Annotated in this window: 9 protein-coding genes, 2 tRNA genes and 2 pseudogenes; 5 read left to right on the top strand and 8 right to left on the bottom strand. The window is 41.9% G+C overall.

Going from position 1 to position 17,453, the window contains the following annotated elements; all coding sequences use genetic code 11:
* Window positions 1–19: 19 nt before the first annotated feature.
* Both D464_RS0106230 and D464_RS12555 read right to left on the bottom strand, forming a co-directional pair.
* Entirely contained in the window at window positions 20–211 is a 192-nt protein-coding gene (locus tag D464_RS0106230) for a hypothetical protein (protein ID WP_018910637.1), read from the bottom strand.
* Between the two features lie 583 nt (window positions 212–794).
* Window positions 795–3,757 (bottom strand): annotated as a pseudogene (locus D464_RS12555) (outer membrane beta-barrel protein).
* Window positions 3,758–3,977: 220 nt separating this feature from the next.
* Here D464_RS12555 and aroB point away from each other — a divergent pair.
* The gene (aroB, locus tag D464_RS0106220) at window positions 3,978–5,024 is read left to right on the top strand and encodes a 3-dehydroquinate synthase (protein ID WP_018910636.1); all 1,047 of its coding nucleotides are present in this window, start codon (window positions 3,978–3,980) and stop codon (window positions 5,022–5,024) included.
* 231 nt (window positions 5,025–5,255) lie between these two features.
* On the opposite strand, the pseudogene D464_RS13920 reads toward aroB, so the two are convergent.
* Window positions 5,256–5,348, bottom strand: a pseudogene (locus D464_RS13920) (transcriptional regulator); the annotation flags it as partial.
* A 137-nt stretch (window positions 5,349–5,485) separates the two neighbouring features.
* On the opposite strand from D464_RS13920, the gene D464_RS0106210 reads away from it, so the two are divergent.
* From D464_RS0106210 to mnmA, 3 genes are all read left to right on the top strand, one after another.
* Window positions 5,486–8,182, top strand: a complete 2,697-nt coding sequence (locus tag D464_RS0106210; RefSeq protein ID WP_018910635.1) for a calcium-translocating P-type ATPase, PMCA-type — start codon at window positions 5,486–5,488, stop codon at window positions 8,180–8,182.
* Between the two features lie 236 nt (window positions 8,183–8,418).
* On the top strand, window positions 8,419–9,330 hold the full coding sequence (locus D464_RS0106200) for a YitT family protein (RefSeq protein WP_018910633.1): 912 nt from the start codon (window positions 8,419–8,421) through the stop codon (window positions 9,328–9,330).
* A 29-nt stretch (window positions 9,331–9,359) separates the two neighbouring features.
* On the top strand, window positions 9,360–10,442 hold the full coding sequence (gene mnmA, locus D464_RS0106195) for a tRNA 2-thiouridine(34) synthase MnmA (RefSeq protein ID WP_018910632.1): 1,083 nt from the start codon (window positions 9,360–9,362) through the stop codon (window positions 10,440–10,442).
* Between the two features lie 51 nt (window positions 10,443–10,493).
* Here mnmA and D464_RS0106190 read toward each other — a convergent pair whose 3' ends face one another.
* The 3 genes from D464_RS0106190 to ribF form a co-directional block, all read right to left on the bottom strand.
* Window positions 10,494–12,224, bottom strand: a complete 1,731-nt coding sequence (locus D464_RS0106190; protein WP_018910631.1) for a GH25 family lysozyme — start codon at window positions 12,222–12,224, stop codon at window positions 10,494–10,496.
* A gap of 349 nt (window positions 12,225–12,573) precedes the next feature.
* Window positions 12,574–13,395, bottom strand: a complete 822-nt coding sequence (locus D464_RS0106185) for a CPBP family intramembrane glutamic endopeptidase (protein WP_018910630.1) — start codon at window positions 13,393–13,395, stop codon at window positions 12,574–12,576.
* Between the two features lie 15 nt (window positions 13,396–13,410).
* Window positions 13,411–14,403: a riboflavin biosynthesis protein RibF gene (ribF, locus tag D464_RS0106180; RefSeq protein WP_018910629.1), complete on the bottom strand. Its 993-nt coding sequence runs from the start codon at window positions 14,401–14,403 to the stop codon at window positions 13,411–13,413.
* A gap of 392 nt (window positions 14,404–14,795) precedes the next feature.
* Here ribF and D464_RS0106175 point away from each other — a divergent pair.
* Window positions 14,796–14,869, top strand: a tRNA-Ile gene (locus tag D464_RS0106175).
* A 228-nt stretch (window positions 14,870–15,097) separates the two neighbouring features.
* Here the strand turns inward: D464_RS0106175 and D464_RS0106170 are convergent.
* Window positions 15,098–15,168: transfer RNA gene (locus tag D464_RS0106170), tRNA-Gln, on the bottom strand.
* Window positions 15,169–15,694: 526 nt separating this feature from the next.
* On the bottom strand, window positions 15,695–17,443 hold the full coding sequence (locus D464_RS0106165) for a phosphoethanolamine transferase (protein WP_154649587.1): 1,749 nt from the start codon (window positions 17,441–17,443) through the stop codon (window positions 15,695–15,697).
* Between the last annotated feature and the right edge of the window lie 10 nt (window positions 17,444–17,453).

Here is a 17,453-nt window from a genome sequence, read left to right as displayed (position 1 = left end):
ACTTGTGTTCCATTCTACTTTAGTTCTTGTCTTCGGCAGATTCTTCCTCAAAGAAAAAGCCTGACGGCTTTGCATTTAAAGACTCGCCATCATCTTCTGCGCTGTAATGTCCTCCGTTTACCGGAGAATTCTCAAGAAGATACTCACCTTGCTTTATAAATATAACTTCCGTTTGCGGTCTTATATAATATCTCTCTTTTCTTTTATCCATATTGCCGAATTTAATTAATTATTAATAATTTAAGTATACAAACTAATTTCACCTACTTACATCATATAGTTCTTATTTCACCTTTAAAATCTCTATATCTAAGTATTAAGGAAAATAAAAGAAACTCCTGAAAATCTTTTATTTACCCAACTCACGCCCTTTATGCTTATGTGAGAAGATAAATGTATATTTAGACCTATAATACACCATTATTTGGAACTACCAAATAATTTGCTATCTTCTTCTCGTTTTAATGTGTTAAAGAATCTAATACAACAGGTATTACTTACACCTTTATCATATAAGCCACAATAGTTAGCTTAATTGAAATTCTTTATTTGAAATATCACTATTATAAGTTAATTTCCACTTAACAATGCAAAGGTAATAAGATAAAATAGAATGAGCAAGGAAATAGAGAAAAAAGCCTCCCCCCAACCCCTCTCTATAATGGAAAGGGGAGTAGAAAGTACTGTTTGCAGAGAATTTGCCGGAGATCCTTCACGTTTCTTTGCTTTGTCTTCAAGAATATTATTCTGCCTAAAGTAATATAGTTAAAAGGGTTCTTGTTCCTTTTATCTACTTAGAAACCACCAGAACCACCCATTGGTGGGCGACCACCGCCCATTGCTCCACCACCAGGAGGAGGTGGTGGCATATTTGAATTAGGGCGTCCAAAACCACGATCCTTAGGCTTTGGAGCATTCTTGCCACCAAATAGATTCAATCGATAAGTAGCACGGAACATGATGTAACTATTTATACTATTATATTCCGTGTCGGTTCTGTTTACAGCATTGATAGTGCGCGAGAGGTTACTTTGTTGATGTAAAATATCATAGAACTGTAAGCTCAATGTCAAAGCATTACCCGCTAACAAACTCTGAGAAAACTGTGCATTCCACAACAACTCATTCGTGTTTAGTGCCGCATCATTATATCCTCGACGGCTATTCTGATGTAAATCAGTAGATAAACTCATGTTCCAAGGCAAGGAGAAGATAAGACTTCCACCATAAGAGAATTGCCATGTACTCAAGTTATTGAGACTTTGGAGATTGTTCTTAGAGTGTGTGTAATCAACCGAACCATCCAATGCTAGTTCTAGCCAAGAAGTGCGATAACTAGCTGATAAGCGTTCCCCAAGTGTCAAAGACTTAGTGATATTCTTCTCAACGGCACTTGTTGCATTCTGTTGTAAATAACTAGCGTAACGATTGAAACTGCCTCGTGTGAACGTATTAACATTCCATACACCTGCAGAATCAATACTTGTATTAAACATCACAGCTGCATTTGCATCCCAATTACCATTCACATTGACTGGTTGTACTGTACGAGCTCCCGTCGTTCCATCATACGTAACACTGTTTCCAATGGCGTTACGTGTAGTAGAGAAGTCCGCAAAAGTCATCACTGATTGCGCATGTTTTTGCCTAAAGGCATTGTAGAACAAGCGAAACTTATTAGTAAAGGCTGGCTTCAAATTAGGGTTACCTTTCGATATATTCTGTGGATCGGTATTATCGACAATATCAAGTAACTGCGTCATAGATGGTTGCGAGACCGTGCCATTATAATTGATACGCAGATTGCTTTGTGCATTGAATTTATAACGGAAATCGAATGTTGGACTCCAGTTCACCACTGATCGTTTGTTATCCACATGCACACCTAGATAATCCTGCATATAGGTGGAATGTTGTGGTTGTAACTTCATTCCGACATTCATTTTCCACTTTGTATGTAACATTCGCAACATCACTTGCATATCGTGAGTATAGGTTCGATACTCTGAATAACGGCTTAAATTAGAATCTAAATAACTTGCCAAAGGATTTGTCAATAAGCCTAGATAATTATCCCATGATCGATAAGCTGGCTTCAAACTACCGAATGTTCCAGATGGTAATGAGGAGAAATCATAAGTATCACGATCGCTCTTTGAGAAACCATATTTGAACTGGTAACTGAATTGTAAGTATGTCTTCCGTGCAAGTGGTTCGCTATAAGTAGCCTGCAAAGCGTAATCCCAGCTCTTTGTTGGCATAAGGTTATAACGATAAGCACGATAGGTTTCATAATTCCCCAATGCATCTCTCAACTGAAAGTATTGTAAGTCTTGTGTTGAGAAAGTCTTCGAATCTGCATCACTATAATCGCCATCCACCCGTAGGGTAACGTTTCGTCCGTTCTGACTCAAGCGACGATTCACTTGGAGCATAGCCCCCCAAGCATTGTTATCACCATAAGAAATGGTTGTATTATGCTGATTGTTCACCATTACACCTTGTGCTTCTAACTGTGCAATAGCTGTTGCCAACAATGGATCATCCACACTCTCGTATGGGTCGGTATTGTAAGCTGCCGACTTACTAACAATCTGTCCATCATTCTTTGATAGTCGGATATTAGGTCGGAACATGATATTCCACATAGAGTCAGGTTTCCACTCCAAACGGAAACGACCGTCCCAAGAGTTCTCACGAGTATATTCCTGTGAGCGACGATTGGCGTATGAACCTTGTGACGCAACGAAGTTCTCTATTGCTACACGGGTATTCAAGTTACCATCAGAATGATTCCAACGAACACTACCATCCCATTGTAAGGTTTTACCATTATCATAGTTCATATTCAAACCAACCATCTTTGTAGCATTCAATCCTTGACGTATGCCACCCCATCCGCCACGAGGACACCACCAAAGCCCATATCGTTGACATTATTAGCAGACAAGAAGCCCATCATTCGGAACTTATCATTGAAATAAGCAGCCATTGCCTTCTCCGAATAACGATGCTTGGTTCCTATTCCAAGGTCAATGTTTGAGAAGAAACCTTTGTTCATTCCAGCCTTAACACCGAAGTCCAGTACAGTCGATTCGTTGCCATCATCAATACCCGTCACACGACTCAAATCACTCTTCTGGTCGTATGCTTTAATCTTATCTATTATAGAGGTAGGGAGGTTCTTGAGTGCTGTTTTAGTATCACCAGTCATGAACTCCTTACCATTAATGAGTATTTTCTTGACCTCTTTACCATTAATCTTTATCGTACCATCGTCCGACACCTCGGCTCCTGGTAGCTTTTTTACTAAGGCTTCAATAGTCGATCCCTCTGCAACACGGAATGCCGACGCATTGTATTGAAAGGTATCAGCCTTCACAACTACCTTTGGTGCACTTGCAACAACCTTAACTTCTTTCAACGTGTGCGTATCAACTTGAAAATCGAGCTGCCCTATAGCAACATCTTGATCATTTGCAATCGTAACATTCTGAAAGATCGTTTTATAACCAACATAGGATGCCTTCAGAATAAACCTGCCATTCGTTGGAGCTGTCACTTTGAAATTACCACCTTCATCGGAAGTAGCTCCAACAACATAGGTGCTATCCATCTTCAACAACTGAACAACTGCAAAAGGAACTTTCTCTTTCACTTCTCCATCAAAAAGAGAGCCTGTTATCGTTCTATTCTGTGCAAGTAGCGTGATGCTACTAAACGACAAGAATACAAACAAGAATAATCTTTTTACCATAAAACTATCTCATTAACTGATTTATATGATGGTTAAACATATAAGAAGTTTAACTTTAATCTTCACTTTTAACAGCTTATATAAGACGTTTACAATTATTTTTTGTAACATTGCAGTTGGCAGTTGATCCTATTAGATTATGCTGCTCTCCATCGTCTTAATAGACAAAGGCGTTCCTAAGTAAGGTTTTTTATAAGGATTAAAAGTGATTAGATAACTTATGAAACAGCGTGTCATCATATCAAGACATCTCAAGACAGAATTGGCAAAAGCCATTGCTGAATGTGAACATGATAGAATCTTTGTTCTTGTAGATGAAACTACCAACAAACTCTGTTGGTCTCTTGTCAAGGATTATTTATGTCTGAAAGATGCTCAAACAATTGTTATTGGTGCAACTGACAGACGTAAGAATCTTGACACACTCATCCATGTATGGGAATCATTACAGCAAGGGAAAGCCACACGGCACAGTCTGCTCATCAACCTTGGAGGTGGTATGGTGACCGACTTAGGTGGCTTTGCTGCTTCAACCTACAAACGGGAAATCAACTTCATCAATGTTCCAACAACCTTACTTGCCATGGTGGATGCAAGTGTTGGAGGTAAAACGGGGATCAACTTTGGTGGGTTAAAGAACGAGATAGGAGTTTTTAATGATGCTGAATTTGTATTGCTTGATACCAACTGGCTCCAAACACTTGATGAAGAAAATATCCGCAGCGGTTATGCCGAGATGCTCAAACACGGTTTGATAGCTGATGAAACGATGTGGGCAGAGCTCATCAACTTCAATCTAGCACAACCTGATCTCCATCAATTAGCCTCAATGCTGGATAAGAGTGTACGCATTAAGGAACGTATCGTTGCTGAAGATCCACACGAAAAGGGTATTCGTAAAGCCTTAAACCTCGGTCACACCTTTGGACATGCGTTCGAGTCATGGGCGATGAAGCGCCAACCTATCTTGCATGGTTACGCTGTCGCATTCGGACTGATTGCTGAGCTGTATCTTGCAACGACACAAACAGACTTCCCCACAGAGCGCATGCGCCAAACAGTAAACTTCATTCGGGTGTATTATGGAAGTCTTCCTATCACCTGCAACGACTATCCTGAACTTATAGAACTCATGCACCACGATAAAAAGAATCGTGGTAATGAAATCAATGTGACGCTCCTTGGTGGTATCGGAGACATCCGCATCGATCAGACCATCACGGAGGAAGACATTAAGGAAGCACTCGACTTTTTCCGTGAAGGGTAGACTTATGTTCGTAAGTCCTGCTTATGAAAGGTATTCTTAACCATCTTAGTAATACAAAACCAGTTCATTTATATTACATAAAACCCCTAATTAAGTTTCAAAATCATTTGCTGTCAGTTTTAACATTTACACTATATCATTGATTACTAATGCCTTATATACTATGAAAAGATGACAGGAATGACAGCAAAAATGATTTCCTTCAATTTTACCAATAGTACGATATCATCTTTACCACAATGCTATACGCCCTATTCCTTGCGCTTCAAAAGATGCACTAATCCCCATTGCTTTAAAGGCGCGAGCGATAGTAGTGAATGTAAGAACTTCCACTTGATAGCAAACATGTTCCCTTCTGTCGCCAAATATCATTTTTTCTTTGTATCTTTGCAGCCCAAGTACAACAGCTAAAAGGTAAACATGTTCCCTTTTGTCGCCGTTGTCTCATACACAAAGACATTATGGAAGAGAAGAAGATAATTAACGGGCTTAATGATCAAGAGGTGTTAGCAAGTAGGAAGAAGTACGGTGAGAACCTCCTCACACCACCCACAAAAGAGTCTATGTGGAAGCGTTTTATAAAGAAATTTGAGGATCCTCTGATTATCATTCTACTTGTTGCTGGCATTCTCTCTATCGCTATCTCTTTCTATGAATACTATGGTTTGCATGAAGGAACAGAGGTGTTTTTCGAGCCAGTAGGCATTTTTATCGCCATACTATTGGCTACTGGCATGGCATTCTTCTTCGAGGAGAAAGCGAACAAAGCCTTTTCTGTTCTCAACCAAGTCAACGACGAGGAACCTGTGGAGGTCATTCGCAATGGCAATACCACCCAAATAACAAAGCAAGAAGTGGTTGTTGGCGATATTGTCAGGCTCAACACGGGTTCTGAAGTGCCTGCTGATGGATCGTTACTACAAGCTATCTCTCTCAACATAGACGAGTCTTCTCTCACTGGAGAGCCTATCTGTCATAAGAGTACACATGATGCTGATTTCGATAAAGACGCAACATTCCCAACAAACTATGTCCTTCGTGGAACGAAGGTGATGGAAGGTCATGGTTTATTCCGCGTTGAGAAGATTGGAGATAACACCGAAAATGGTAAGGTTTTCGTAGCTTCTCAGATCGACAACAGCGTTAAGACACCCCTTACCGAGCAATTAGAACGATTGGGCAAACTTATTACTTGGGCTAGTTACACCATTGCCGCCCTCATTCTCATTGCCCGCATTATCATGTTCTTCTCGAACTTCTCTTTCGAATGGGTACGTTTCCTGCAATATCTCCTAGACTCAATAATGATCTGCGTGACGCTTATCGTCGTTGCTGTTCCCGAAGGATTGCCTATGGCGGTAACGCTTTCTTTGGCTTATTCAATGCGTCGCATGCTAAAAACAAACAATCTTGTGCGCAAGATGCACGCTTGCGAAACTATGGGGGCAACGACTGTCATTTGTACAGATAAGACCGGAACGCTAACGCAGAATCAAATGCGTGTGAGTGAAATGGCTATTGACAGAGAGACTGAAGAGCACAAGGCGTTAGCAAGAGAGGCTATTGCTGTGAACTCAACAGCGTCTCTCGATTTCTCTGACGATCATCATCCAACCGCCTTAGGCAACCCAACAGAAGGCGCACTCCTACTTTGGTTAAATGATCAGGGCTATGATTATCGTCAGTTGCGCACAGAGGCTGAAGTGATAGACGAACTTCCTTTCTCAACAGAACGCAAGTGCATGGGAACTTTGGTGCGCTCAGCTCAACTTCCAGGGAAGACCATCTTATATATAAAAGGTGCAACCGACATCATCCGTAATTATTGTTCTTCTATCATGGGGAATCGTTCGTGGGATGAAATTAGCAACCAGTTGTTAACCTGGCAGAACCAAGCTATGCGCACATTGGGCTTTGCCTATATGCTCATCAACGATGAGAACTTACACGAAGGGGTAATTCCAACCCTCCTCGACACCATCAAACAAACAGGGAAAGGATTAACTTTCCAAGGTATCGTAGCCATCTCCGACCCTGTTCGTAAGGAGGTTCCAGCTGCTGTTCGGGAATGTCTTGATGCTGGAATAGATGTTAAGATTGTCACAGGCGATACCCCGGGGACAGCAAAAGAGATAGGTCGACAGGTGGGACTATGGACTGGGAAGGATTGTGATAACTGTGTGATAACAGGTCCGGAGTTTGAAGCTCTAAGCGACGAAGAACTTTCTAAACGTGTAAACAGTCTAAAGATCATAGCCCGCGCACGCCCAATGGATAAGAAGCGATTGGTTGAAGCCTTGCAAGCCCAGCACCAAGTCGTAGCTGTTACGGGCGATGGAACAAACGATGCTCCAGCTCTCAAAGCGGCACACGTGGGTTTATCAATGGGCGATGGAACGAATGTTGCGAAAGAAGCATCCGATATCACCATCATTGATAACTCCTTCCGTTCTATTGGTCGTGCAGTAATGTGGGGGCGATCACTCTATCAGAACATTCAGAGATTCATCCTTTTTCAGATGACAGTAAACGTTGCTGCCTGCCTTATCGTTTTAGCAGGAGCACTGATGGGAACGCAGAGTCCACTGACAGTAACTCAAATGTTATGGGTCAATCTCATTATGGATACCTTCGCAGCTATGGCTCTCGCATCTCTTCCACCATCGAAAGACGTCATGCGTGACAAGCCTCGCAACCGCAAGTCCTTCATTATTAATCCAGCAATGACAAGGCTCATTATCGGTGTTGGATGTTTGTTCTTTGCAATCCTACTCACGTTGCTTTATATGCTGGAACATGCTCCTATTCAATCAATGACCGACTTCCTTACATGGAAGAATATGGGAAACCAAGGACTAACTGACCATGAATTGAGCATCTTCTTCACACTCTTTGTGATGATACAGTTCTGGAACATGTTTAATGCGCGAGCCTTTGCAACAGGACGCAGTGCTTTCCACTTGAAAGGTTGTAAGGGTTTTGGTGTTATAGCCTTGTTGATATTTGTGGGGCAAATTATCATCGTGCAGTGTGGTGGAAAGATGTTCAACGTCACTCCCCTTAGCCTTTCTGATTGGTTGATCATCGTCACTTCCACCTCTGTCGTTCTATGGGTTGGAGAGTTATTCCGCCTCTTCAACAAACGAAACAAGCAATAGTCACAAATCAAGGAGAATACCAACTAATAAACAGAAGAGCCTTTCTTTCATGCAAAGAGAGGCTCTTCTTGCTGTGAAGAAAGGCTTTCTTCGCAATGAAAAGGGCGTCTCTTTGATTGGAGAAAAGACTCTCTTACAAGAGAAAGAACATATCATAATTATGAAAAAGACATCCAGTAACTTGATTTTCATTATATTTTCACTATCTTTGCAAAATACTATTTATCGATAAACACATGGTCAGAAAAAGAAAAAACAAGCTAAGAGACGTATGGGAGTTCTTAGTGATTGCTTTTGCAATGTTGCTTGGTAGTTTTGGATGGTGCGCCTTCCTCTTACCTCACAAGATTACAATTGGTGGTATAGCAGGTATTTCCTCTGTTATTCAATGGGGATTAGATATTCCCGTTCAATATACCTACTTGGCAATTAATGGCATTCTTCTCTTTGTTGCTTTGAGGATTCTTGGGTGGAAGTTCTGCGTTAGAACCATCTTTGCAGTGCTTAGCTTCGCATTCTTTACATCGCTTTTTAGACAGGTATTTGCGGGTCATGCACTCTTTGCCGACCAGCCCTTCCTTGCCTGTGTAGTAGGAGGTGTACTATTAGGAGCTGGTGTTGCTATCGCATTACAGTACAATGCAAGCTCTGGCGGATCGGATGTTATCGCCGCAATGATACATAAGTACCGTGACATCTCATTAGGTCGTGTCATCTTGGCATGCGACCTTTGCATTATTAGCTCAAGTTATCTCGTATTGAATAATTGGGAGAAAGTAATCTATGGATACATCGTTCTCTTTGTCATGACATACGTTGTTGATTACATGATCAACGGTATGCGAGGTTCCGTTCAGTTCTTTGTTATATCGGAGCATTGGGCAGAGATCGGTACAGCCATCAATAACGACGTGCCACGCGGATGTACCATCATCAATGCACAAGGGTTCTATACGGGTAAGGACTTGAAGATGCTCTTCGTCATAGCAAGGCGTTCGGAAGCACGCGCCATCTACCAACTCATTGATGAAATAGACCCCAACGCATTCGTTTCGCAAGGGGCTGTTAATGGTGTATATGGCGTTGGTTTTGATCGCATGAAGGTATCGCATCGCAAGAAGATAACCGAAGAACAGGTAAAAGCCTGACGGTTTTTTAGATAGGAAAGGATTATAGAATGGATATTCAGGAGATAAAAGATAAACGCATTGCTGTGCTTCTCTCTGGCGGTGTAGATAGCTCGGTCGTCGTGTATGAGTTTGCTCGACTGGGCTTACACCCCGATTGTTTCTATATTAAGATAGGACCAGAAGAGAAGGAAGAATGGGATTGCAACTCTGAAGAAGACTTGGAGATGGCTACTTCCGTGGCGCATCGTTATGGCTGCAAGTTGCAGGTCATCGATTGTCATAAGGAGTATTGGGATCAGGTAACGAGCTATACTATGGAAAAGGTAAAGGCTGGTTTCACTCCAAACCCTGATGTGATGTGCAACAGACTCATAAAGTTTGGTGCCTTCGATGCGAAGATGGGACATGATTATGACCTAATTGCAACGGGGCATTATGCGCAGACTGAATGGATTGCTGGGCGTAAATGGCTTACAACAAGCCCTGACCCTGTAAAAGATCAGACCGACTTCTTAGCTCAAATATACGATTGGCAACTAAAGAAAGCGATATTCCCTATAGGGCATTATGCGAAGAATGAGGTGAGAGAAATTGCCGAACAGGAGCACTTAATCAATGCTCGTAGGAAGGACTCACAGGGTATTTGCTTCCTTGGGAACATTGATTACAATGAGTATGTACGTCGTTATCTGGGGGAACAGATGGGTGACATCATCGAATTAGAGACTGGTAAGAAGATTGGTGAGCACCGTGGACTATGGTTCCACACCATCGGACAACGCAAAGGATTGGGTCTTGGAGGCGGTCCTTGGTTCGTTGTTAAGAAGGATGTGGCGCAGAATCTTCTCTATGTAAGCCATGGTTATGATCCAGCAACAGCTTATAAGAAGGACTTCCCACTGCATGATTTCCACTTCCTAACCGAAGGTATCACGGAACTACCAGCTAAGGTGACTTTCAAGATACGCCATACACCGGAGTATCACACGGCTACCGTGGAGCAACTAAGCGATGGGAAGTGCCTCATCCATTCTACAGAGAATATTCATGGAGTTGCCCCCGGACAGTTCTGTGTCATATATGATGAGCAGCACCACCGCTGCTTTGGTTCTGGAGAAATTACTCTCTAAGGCGCATTTGAATCGTATCACACAATTATTTATAACTTCTTAAAGCGACATTCAAAAGCAATGTCTCTTTAAGAAGTCTTCGTATTGATTGCGATAACCATTGAACACATTGATATCAACATCACCATGAATACCACGCACCTTACCATCAGGACTAAGCTGCCAGTAAGCTAACTTGAAGTTAGGTTTATACTCTCCATAACGCGCAATCCACACGAGATAGTTATCACCAAGGTCAGGGGCTAAGGGCATATAACGGTTAGCAAACGACTGACTGATATAGAGTATCGGGCGATGACCCGTATGTTTAAATACCATAGACATCCATATCCTCACTTGTTTGAACAGCACTTCAGCACCTCCCATAGCATGAATTTGCGCATCAGTAGGCTCTACGTCAAGCACAGGGGGTAGGTCGCCTTTTCTGAATCGAGCTTTCTTTAAGAAGAAGTTAGCCTGCATATAGCCCGAAGACAAGGTTGAGAAGAAATGATAAGAGCCCACTCTGATCCCCTGCTGACGGGCTGCCAAGTAATCAGAATAGTAATAGTTGTTGAGCAAAGTACGCCCTTCAGTTGCCTTGATATAGGCAAATGAGATCGGATAATCAACCACTCCTTTGATCTTCTTAGTGCTTAATGTACCAAGATGAGTGATTCTTAACTTGCTCCAAGCTATGCCGTAACGCTGCTCCCCCTTCTCATGTTGATGTTTAGAAAGGTCTATGCCATAGATACGGTCAGCGTTGTAAGTGAGACGTTCGCCCTTAAATACGTTGTTCTTCCACTCCCCTACCTTCAGAAAGTCATGTGGCGCAACATTGATACCAAAGCCATTTCGTTTGTCATCCAGCCAATGCCCATCATAGAAACTACCATCATTACCATAATACTGACCATATCCCTCAGCCTTTCCTCTTCGTTGCTCGCCAACGTAATAACCCGCAGAATCGATCAAAGCTCCTGCCGGAAAGCCGAGAACGGGATGCGGATAAGACTTGAAGTGACGCAAACTCTCTTGCATACCTCGCTCTCTGCCGAAGCGTGAAGAGATCCTCCAAGGAGTCATACAATCAGATGTCTGCAAGCAAAGAGCCCATCGGTTTGACTCGTCATTCAAGCGATTACAAACCATTATCTCGCCTGGCTTATACCATACACGTGCTGTGTATTGATTCACTTGACGGATACGGAGACGCGAGCTGGGCTTTATATCTTGCAAAGCATGTATAATCCTTTGTAGTGAATCCATCTGTTGCACCAACTTTGTATGATAATCGGCAATCTTGTTATAGCCATAATCTTGCACACTATGAACGCGCAGATAATAGGCTGTCTCGTTCCGCTTGGACTGCAAACCCACCAACTTTATATCCATCTTCAGCAACGCATACATCAATACATGGCGCAGTTTCTGATCCTTCAGATTGATAATTGTAGAAGGATAATGGCGCCTTATCACTGCTATACGCCCAAAGCAAGAAGGCAAAATGGGGAGTTTATTCACCCAATAGCCCTCTGAGACGGACATACGTGAGTGTATGCTGTCGGCAGAGAGACTACCACCAACGAAAGTAGAGTCGGTATAATCAGAGAAATAAGCTGCTGGTTTGCCATCAACGTCCAACTGATAATAAGACTTTTCAGTCACATCTACGGCACATCTTTGTATATGTCTTCTTGTCAACGAGAGGTTACGACTGGCAATAGATGACAATAGGAGAACTACGAGAATAATACTTACACTCTTGTAAAAACGCCTGTTAAAGAACGAACGAAACATCTAAATCAACTCTAAAAACTATGCAAAGGTACTAATAAAGACGTAACTTCGCATACATAACAGATAGGAAAATCGAGCATCCTGGTACTTTCTTTCTCACCTTCCATTGCATGGGACTGTGCGTTCCATATATTGAAACCCTGCGTTCCATGTATTGAAACCCTGCGTTTCATGTACTGAAACTGTGGGTCTCATAGCTTGAGACTGTGTGTATCAGGGCTTGAGACTGTGTGTATCAAGGCTTGAGACAGAAAGAGGTCATAGGTAACAGGACTAAAAAAGGGGTGCATCAATAATCCTAACGGACATTTGATGCACCCTTATCATTGTGGAATAAGAAGGTTCGTCGTTATGCTTTCTTCATCCGAAGGGCTAATTGAAAGATGGACGGGATGAGTATGCAAAGCGAGAAAAACAGTCCGCCATACATCATTCGCTCACTTCCATGGAAGAAGTCAATGAGCTTTCCGTCGCTCATCTGTGGCATTAAATGGAACATCACATAGGCTACTGTGTTGTTCATCCAATGCAACATAAGCCCTGGTAGAATGCTCTTTGTACGATAATACATCCATCCAAGTACCAAACCGAGCAAGAAGGCGTGGATTCCCTGCGCCAGATTGAAGTGGATGAAACCAAAGACGAGAGCCGAGAGGATGATAGCTATCCAGTGACTCTTACTGCCCGTTGCATTCAGAAGTACACGGAGTACACCACCGCGAAAGACTACCTCCTCTTCCAATGGTGCCATGATACCTAAGGCGATATATCCCCATGATGTCTCCATAATGCTTTGGAACATTGCTTCCGTTTGTTCGGGCATGGTGAGATTAATCTTTTCTGCTATAAACTCCATCGGAAGAATAGAACCTAAAGCAAGCAAAGCTGCCCAAAGGAGAACGCCCCACGGACGTGACTTGAGATAGAGGTTAGATACTTGTGCCCACTTTGTACGAGTGAAGAGGAGGAGGGTTAACAAACTACTAATCACTGATGAGAGAGCTATCGAAGTACCATCTTTGGCACCATTCATCGTGGTTAAGAAGGGAGTTCCATTAATGAATGAAACTGTAAGATCGGTAATTACTAATGCAATAACTTGCAACACAATGAAGAGTGCTACGAATAATATGGTATAAAGAACGGCTGTCCATAATTTTCTTGACTTCATATTCTTCCTTGTTTATTATTGTTCTACAATGTTATCAACCATCGGATGACGCCTATCGAAGAGTTCGTTGATGGTATGTTTGTCTTGTTCGAGCTGTTGGGATAGGGCTTCGAGGGAATCGAACTTACGCTCATCTCGTATCTTACTGATGAATCGGATAGAGACATCTTGCCCATAGAGATTGCCCTCGAAATTGAAGATGTTTACTTCTAAAGTCTCTTTCGTTCCATTGAATGTGGGGCGTTTGCCGATATTCATCATCCCACGCTTCCATACGAGGGAGTGGTCTAATTGAACCATGACAGCATATACGCCACGCATAGGTAGGAGCTGTTGGCAAGTGTTGATATCGAGGTTGGCAGTGGGAAAACCTAACTTGTGACCATTCTGCAAGCCGCTCACAATCTTGCTAGAGATGGTGTAATCGTAACCTAAACAGTGATTGGCACGCACGATATCACCTTCTTTTATATACGTCCTTATCTGTGACGAACTAATCTTCTCACCATCGGGAAGGTAGGCATTATTGTGTATGACCTCTATTCCTAACTGCTCGCCGTATCGCTTATAATCATCGAATCCCTCCGAACGATTATGCCCGAAACGATTGTCGTAACCGATAAGCAGCTTCCGTACATTCAGTTGATTGCGTAAGACGTCCTCCATAAACTCGCGTGCAGATAAGTCTGCCAATGCAACATCAAAGTGTAACACAATGACTTTATCAATGCCTGTCTTTGATAATAACAGCAGTTTCTCATCAAGCGATGATAGCAATTCTGGTCGGCTATTAACATCCTCTTCCTTCCCCAATGATACTTTCAACACTTGCCGAGGATGCTCATCAAAGGTTATCACAGCCGACACCATCCCTACCCGATGCGCCTCTTCAACCACATTCCTTATCAAATACTGATGCCCACGATGCACACCATCAAAGAAGCCGATAGTAGCTACCAGCTCTCCTATCTCAACCTTCTCTCCTTGCTTTATATATATCGTTTCCAAATTCCTTATACACTATTTACCATCCTTCCAACAGCTATCTGTCCTCCTTCTCCCCTCTTCCATCTCTTCAAACAATCCTCCTCAACAGCACTATTATCTTACCTCTCTTTCGCTCCTCCTACTCCTTTCACTCCTTAGAAAAGCTCCTCTCACCTCTCTGGAAAGTTTCTATCACCTCTTGACAAAGCGCCTTCCCTCCTTAACGATGATCCTTACTCTCCTTAGCAAAGCCCCTTGCACACCTTAACGAAGCTCCTTGCAAAGTTACTTAGAAACCGCCACAAACACTATCCACCACTTCTCAAAATGTGTTAAAACCGCAACTTTCTTTCAACTCCATTCTCCTTTTTCCATTTAATTCATTACCTTTGCACCCGTATCAACCACATCTCGGACTTGTAGCTCAGTTGGTTAGAGCAACAGACTCATAATCTGGAGGTCCCTGGTTCAAGCCCAGGCTGGTCCACAATAAGCAATCAGCAACTTAGATCTAACATCTAAGTTGCTGGTTTTCTTTTATAAGCTCTATCGGGAAATATATTCTTCAAGACCAAAAACAATTATGTTTACGTACCAAGGCTATGATTATAAAAGAGTAGGCACAGTCTATCTCTAACTGCAAATTGGCGTATATAATGAAGGAAGGAAATGCACAAAAATAAAAAAGAGATAGATAACTCTATCTCTCTAAGCGTTGGGATACCCGGATTCGAACCAGGAATGACAGGACCAGAATCTGTAGTGTTACCATTACACCATATCCCATTAAGAGCTAACTCATTACTGAATTGCGAGTGCAAAGGTAGCGTTTTTTATTTAAACAACAAAACTTCTCCAAACTTTTTTATCGAAAAGGTGCAATTTAAAATGCTCTTTACTCGAATCCACAAGATTGTTTACTTAGTATATCCACTTATATTTTCGTTGGATGATGGGGTATCAACGAGAGTGGAAAACGAACCTTTTTCATACTCTTAAAACCCTATTTTATTTTTAATTAAAGTTGCTGTCACTTTTAACATTTCAAACAACTTACTAACAAACAGGTAGTTACATGCTACAAAAGAGTGACAGGAATGACAGCAAAATTAACTTTGCACTTTATCACATTACCCTTTTCTCTTCATTCTATCCTACTTCCGCCTGTCACATCCTACCTTTGGGAATTTAACACGAATACTATTTCATATAATGAGGGGAATACCCGCACCTATGGAGATGAGGCTTCGCACAATATGAAGGGACGCCCTTCTATATCCTTAAAGAGCACCCCGTTCTTATTTGTTATCCCTCACGGGCGCACGATCTTATCGTAATTATACTTATCATCAACGATGCGCTTCCCACAAACATAGTCCTTGCTCAACACATTATGCTTAGCTAAGTAATAGGGAGAAGAGGTCAAACCACCAAGATAGAACAGTATTTGACAAATGTTATCTGTCATCAAAGGCTTTGCTGCCGAAGCCTCTATCTGCCGAACCTTAGTAGGATATTTCTCTTTAAAGGCATCAGAGAACCACACCATCATAGGTACACTGTATTGATAATAAAGCATATTTTTCAGATCATCACTGCCCTTTCTACCCGCACTTGGACGATAGTCATACTCCTCTTCACCATGGTCAGAAACATAGATAACCACTGCATTCCGATGAGCATATTGACTGATTATCTGCTTCATCACATAGTCGTTATATAATGTAGCATTATCATATTCAGCAATACCCCTCCTCATCTCCTCTGTTATCCATGGTTCCTTCCGCTTAATACTATCAGCAGAGAAATGGTTAAACTGCCTATCAGCAGGATAACGCTTAACAGCTTCTATATGCTGTCCCATGAGATGGAAGATAGTCAGAGCATGGCTATGTTGCTCCTGAAAATCACGTTTATATCTATCAACTAATTGTCCATCATACTCAAAAGAATTGTTGTTTGTCCTATCATAGCATACTTTCAAGACACGTGGTGCATAAAGATAACTGTTCAAAGCAAAGGTGAATGTTGCTCCAAAAGCAAAGGTTCTTTGATTATCATACATACTGACAAAATAGCCAGCTCGCTTGAATACGGCCGTTAATGGTGGGCGTTCGCTCCATCGAACACCATCTTCAAGACTATTCGTACTTATCAGATTGCGCATTACCTTGGTTGTAAAATTATATGGAGAGACGGCATTTGTGAATGCAACTAATCGTCCCGCTTTCTTCTCATGCAATAAGAAAGGAGTAGTATTAAGTCCATATCCATACACAGAAGCATGATCTTTTATATACGATTCACCGATCACAAGGACGATATTCAACGAATCCTTTGCTCCAATATCACTCTTTGTTGACTTCACATTTTCCGCTAATAGTGCTGTTCCTTCCATTTCTTTCTTAGCCAGATGTGAATCATAAAGAGCCACAACCACCCTTGTTAGCGCATCGCTGGGGTAACTCATGTGTAGATTCCAAACAGAGACGTCATCTGGATTCTTGCACTGGAAGAGACCTATATAACAATAGGAACCAATCACACCAACAGTGAGCATTATCCCAGAAAATACTGACAATATACGGAAAGGACGTTTCCTTTCTAAATATAATGTACCTTTCGTCCTCTTCTTCTCAGCTATTACAACAAGTACAACAAAGACCACTGTCAATGCCGGAATAACCCATGCTGTACTCGTGTGCAGCAATGAATGTAAGAACTCCGAGCTCTCTTCTGCATTCGTCTCAGCTAACAGCATCAATACGCTGGGGGATATTTCTAAGTCATAGTTAACCTTCAATGAGGCATTAATAAAGAATAAGATAAAGGCTAAAACATAGATCAGCACCTTCACCCACGAGCGTTTAGTCCATGTGACGATAGCGGTCGCGATATAAGCATGCAAGTAGATTACGAAAGCACGCGCATAGATATTCTGAGTTATAGAACTCCATCCTATCAATACGATATAACTTATAAATAAAGGCCATTGAGTAGTGATTGGCACTACCCAACGGCATGAAGAGATGTAATTTCTAATCTTTCGTATGAGATTCATAACATGATTC

The sequence above is a fragment of the Prevotella veroralis DSM 19559 = JCM 6290 genome, from assembly GCF_000377625.1.
In the GTDB taxonomy this organism is placed as follows: Bacteria; Bacteroidota; Bacteroidia; order Bacteroidales; family Bacteroidaceae; genus Prevotella; species Prevotella veroralis.
Note: the sequence above shows the minus strand (reverse complement) of the source record. Positions and strands in the feature narration are given on the sequence as shown.